This window comes from Paenibacillus sp. 01L418 (genome assembly GCF_056400045.1).
The window spans coordinates 1-3,737 of the sequence record NZ_JBFTSN010000543.1; the positions used below are offsets into that span (position 1 = coordinate 1).

Consider the following 3,737-nt stretch of genomic DNA (forward strand, 5'->3'; position numbering starts at 1 on the left):
TGAGAGTACAGTCTGGGCTGTGATTACGAAGTGGGGGGATTCTAATGCCGAAAATTGGATATGGACGTGTTAGCACTATTGATCAAAGTCTTGATTTGCAAATGGATGCTTTAAATGAAAGCGGATGTATTAAAATATTTATGGAAAAAGCTTCAGGGAAAAAAGATGACCGTGTTGAATTAGCAAAAGCCATTGAATATCTTAGAGAGGGAGACTCTTTAGTCGTCTACAAGCTAGATCGTCTTGCAAGATCAACCAAGAAGCTGATAGAAATAAGTGAACTGCTAGATAATAGAGGAATTGAACTTATTAGCATTGTAGATAACATTGATACAAAAAACGCCGTTGGTAAAGCTATGTTTCGGATGCTCGCAGTTATTGCAGAGTTGGAGCGAGACATTATAAGTGAACGTACAATGGCAGGATTAGCTGCAGCAAGAGCAAGAGGAYGCAAGGGTGGTCGTCCTAGAACTGATGAAAAGAAACTCAATCAAGCCATTAAACTATATGACAGTAAGCAGCATAGTTTAAATGAAATATCGGAACTAACGGGTGTTTCCAAACCTACTTTATATAGAGAGCTATCAAAGAGATCGGATACTAGGAAGTCTTCATAATGAGGGCTTCTTATATTTCAATAGGGGGGGGATCATTATTACATTTTTTAACCTTTTCGTTTTTCCATACCCCCTGTGCACTCCGACTCCGCGATCCAGAAAAATAGGAGGTTCTATATGGAAGAGTATTTTCAAAATATTGTTGAAAACCTAGATATTCAAGATATCAATATGTTAAAGCTGCTTTCAAACGAAGGAGCAACTGCAAAATTCAAAGCTATGCTTCATATAGTAGCCTCTGAGAAGTGTGGCCTGACAGAAGCAAAATATAGGAACGTTGTAGTGAGATTAACTGCTATGAGATTTATCGAGCTAAATACGGTTTCTAAAGAGCACTCAATATTTATCAATGGTTATGGTAAACGTGCGTTAGCATTAATTAATGATAAATAATGATGTTTTAAAAGTCATAGAAATATCAATTTATGATAATTTCTTAGGTTTGTTGTAGTTGGAACTATTTGTATAATAAAATTCCAACTACAATAACAATAACAATTGGAATTAGAAAAACGGAAAGTAGAGAAGTTTTTTTATATATTTTATGCCGTAGATATTTTGACTTCATTTGATTAGTGACTTTTATGTGATTCTTATCAATTAGCATTTTTATGTAATCAATATCTTGATGGTTTTCTGTTCTTGCGATTATATTATTATATTCTTTTTCATGAGCGTATAGATCATTGAGTTTATCTTTATCAGGAATATTACTAAGACAACGCGAAAAATGATTTATTCGGTGTTCTAGTTCATCTAAACTAATATAAGAATGTTTGTATTGTGCGGCTTTTTCCACATAATTAAAAGTAGAGATCAACAATGAAATACCAAATAATCCAACAGATGCAATAACAGCACCTACATTCACATATGTCGAAGAAGTACTATTTGCATCTAATATTAATGCCCAAATAGAGAAACCAAGAACAAAAAAAGTATAATATGAAACTAAGACATTTGATATGGTAGCATTTTTTCTCATTCTTGCTTCGGATTCCATTCTGCTTTTTTTTGTGATCCAAAGCCTGTCTTTTAACTTTTCAATTTCCTCTACAATATATGAACTCATTTTAAATATCTCCTCATATAAACTTAATAGGTTTCCTGTACATCTTTCTCTAGTTCTTTTACAGCAATACTCATTTTTTCTTTGAAGAGGAAATGTATTTGTTCGTCAGTTGATTTTTCAATTAACTCCTGTTTGACACCGAATATGATTTTAAGCATTGATTTTTTTTGAGTTAAGTTAAAGTTTGAAAGCCTAGGTAAATAGTCTGATTTTCCTTTCTTTTTTACAATTTCGTGATAAGCTCGTACAAATTTTTTGACTCTAGCTATGAGCTGTTTATTCACTCCAAAATCAATGCAAATTTTGTTAATTAACCAATCTAATTCATAAAGGATAGAAATGTCATCTAGGAGAGAGTAAAAATATAGCCAACCATATTTGTTTCTATCAATTATAAAACCAGTAATTCTTAAGTTCAGTTCCCAAAGAAATAACTCGCTATTTTTATGGTTTCTGTAAGCAGATATGATTTTAATGAGTGAGTCCTTAAGCTTATTCAAGTTCTTTTCTTTAATTGTAAATCCATATTTTGTTGCGCTTATAAGTGCATATTTATAGCCTAAATAATCGAATTCTTTAGATAGTAGCCCGTTGTCCTGCTTGTCGTTCATAGATAATTCAAGTTTTTTGCAGAGGTCAATTTTCAAAGAGTTTAGGACTCTTTTATGATTGTTTTTTTTGCAAAGAATTAAAATATCATCGACGTATCTAAAGTATGCTACATTATTATATTTTGAATATTTTTTATCAATATCTAAAAGATAGATGTTTGCTAGTATATTCGAGATGGAAATACCTTGGGGCACGCCTTTAACGTTCTTTTTATATTCTTTAGATGCGACTGACACAGTTGGATTTTCTAAGGCACTGACGAGTAATTGTTGTATTTCTTTATTTTTGATTTTTTGCCTAACTTTCTTTAATAAAATAGTATGAGGAATTGAATCGTAGAAGCTTTTTATATCTATTTTTATGAAAAATTCATAAGTGCCTAATTTAATTGCTTCTTTTAATTCTTGAACAATAGAAGTAGAGATTTTTAAATCTAATAGATCACTGAATTCTGAGGTTAAAACATCCTTTAATACACCTAATGTTATTTTATCCCTTATGGTAGGAATAGAGATTACACGTGGAAATTTATCTTTACCTTTGGAGATAAGTTTTTCTTTATATGGAGTGAATTTGTATTTACCAAGTAGGACTTTACGTGAAATTATTTCAATATTTTCAATTGGCTTAAAAGATGCTTTATTTATTCTATCTAGCCCAGCAGTTGCTTTAAGTGAAATTCTATTTTCATATACTTGCGTTAAATTGTTAATAGAGAAGCTATCATTGAATAAAGAAGTTTTAATCACGCCAGCTATCCTCCAGGTCGAAATATAGGTGAGCCCCTGAAAGATAAGGATAATTACCTGATATTAGCAGGTTACAATATAATCAAGTTATATTATAGGTATAGACCTTTAACTAGGTATACTCCAAAAGGAGTCCATAAGAATTAGACATTCATATGCAAAGTCAGGGGCTCAATACACATCTTCTCATAAAATAGGTAAATTGTCACATTTTCCGAGTGTCAGAAAGAAATTTAGCATATTTTTGGTTTTTGTGTTACTATATGTCCAAATTAAATACTTAAAAAGCAGAAGCACTGCTAAATTAAGGACTATGTTCCTGTGTTTGGTATGTTCTTTTTTTGTTTTTATAAGAGAGGATGATTAATTTGATAGGTAAAAAAATCGAAAATGAAAACGAATTTCAAAGTTGTATCGCAAACAATCACTTTGTGGAAGTGTGGGTTGGCGAGGAGTTTGACGATTTATGCTTATTAAATAGTTTCAACGATGAAACAGTAAAGACTAATGAGGGCTTTTATTATCTTCGTAGTAACATTACTTTAATAGCTTGTACAAATAACGATTTATAGCTGGTGTCTTGAGAAGCGACAAATTTTCAAATCTTATGGGTTATATAAGAAACATAGAAGACGCTCAGAATTGATTCTGAGCGTCTTCTTGTATATTGAAGTTATTACTCTAAGT

At 31.4% G+C, this 3,737-nt stretch carries 4 protein-coding genes; 2 read left to right on the forward strand and 2 right to left on the reverse strand.

Going from position 1 to position 3,737, the window contains the following annotated elements; genetic code table 11:
• Nucleotides 1-44: 44 nt before the first annotated feature.
• Nucleotides 45-617, forward strand: coding sequence for a recombinase family protein (locus AC1DSE_RS32275; RefSeq protein WP_477528838.1), 573 nt, complete (start codon nucleotides 45-47; stop codon nucleotides 615-617).
• 117 nt (nucleotides 618-734) lie between these two features.
• Nucleotides 735-1,010: a hypothetical protein gene (locus AC1DSE_RS32280; protein WP_477510298.1), complete on the forward strand. Its 276-nt coding sequence runs from the start codon at nucleotides 735-737 to the stop codon at nucleotides 1,008-1,010.
• Between the two features lie 64 nt (nucleotides 1,011-1,074).
• On the opposite strand, the gene AC1DSE_RS32285 is transcribed toward AC1DSE_RS32280, so the two are convergent.
• Both AC1DSE_RS32285 and AC1DSE_RS32290 read right to left on the reverse strand, forming a co-directional pair.
• Entirely contained in the window at nucleotides 1,075-1,689 is a 615-nt protein-coding gene (locus AC1DSE_RS32285; RefSeq protein WP_477510297.1) for an SLATT domain-containing protein, read from the reverse strand.
• Nucleotides 1,690-1,712: 23 nt separating this feature from the next.
• Nucleotides 1,713-3,050, reverse strand: a complete 1,338-nt coding sequence (locus tag AC1DSE_RS32290) for a reverse transcriptase domain-containing protein (protein WP_477528839.1) — start codon at nucleotides 3,048-3,050, stop codon at nucleotides 1,713-1,715.
• Between the last annotated feature and the right edge of the window lie 687 nt (nucleotides 3,051-3,737).

What these genes read in the sequence shown, in the direction of transcription:
- AC1DSE_RS32280 (WP_477510298.1), top strand. Translation starts at nt 735, where the DNA reads ATGGAAGAGTATTTTCAAAATATTGTTGAAAACCTAGATATTCAAGAT.
- AC1DSE_RS32285 (WP_477510297.1), bottom strand. Translation starts at nt 1,689, where the DNA reads ATGAGTTCATATATTGTAGAGGAAATTGAAAAGTTAAAAGACAGGCTT.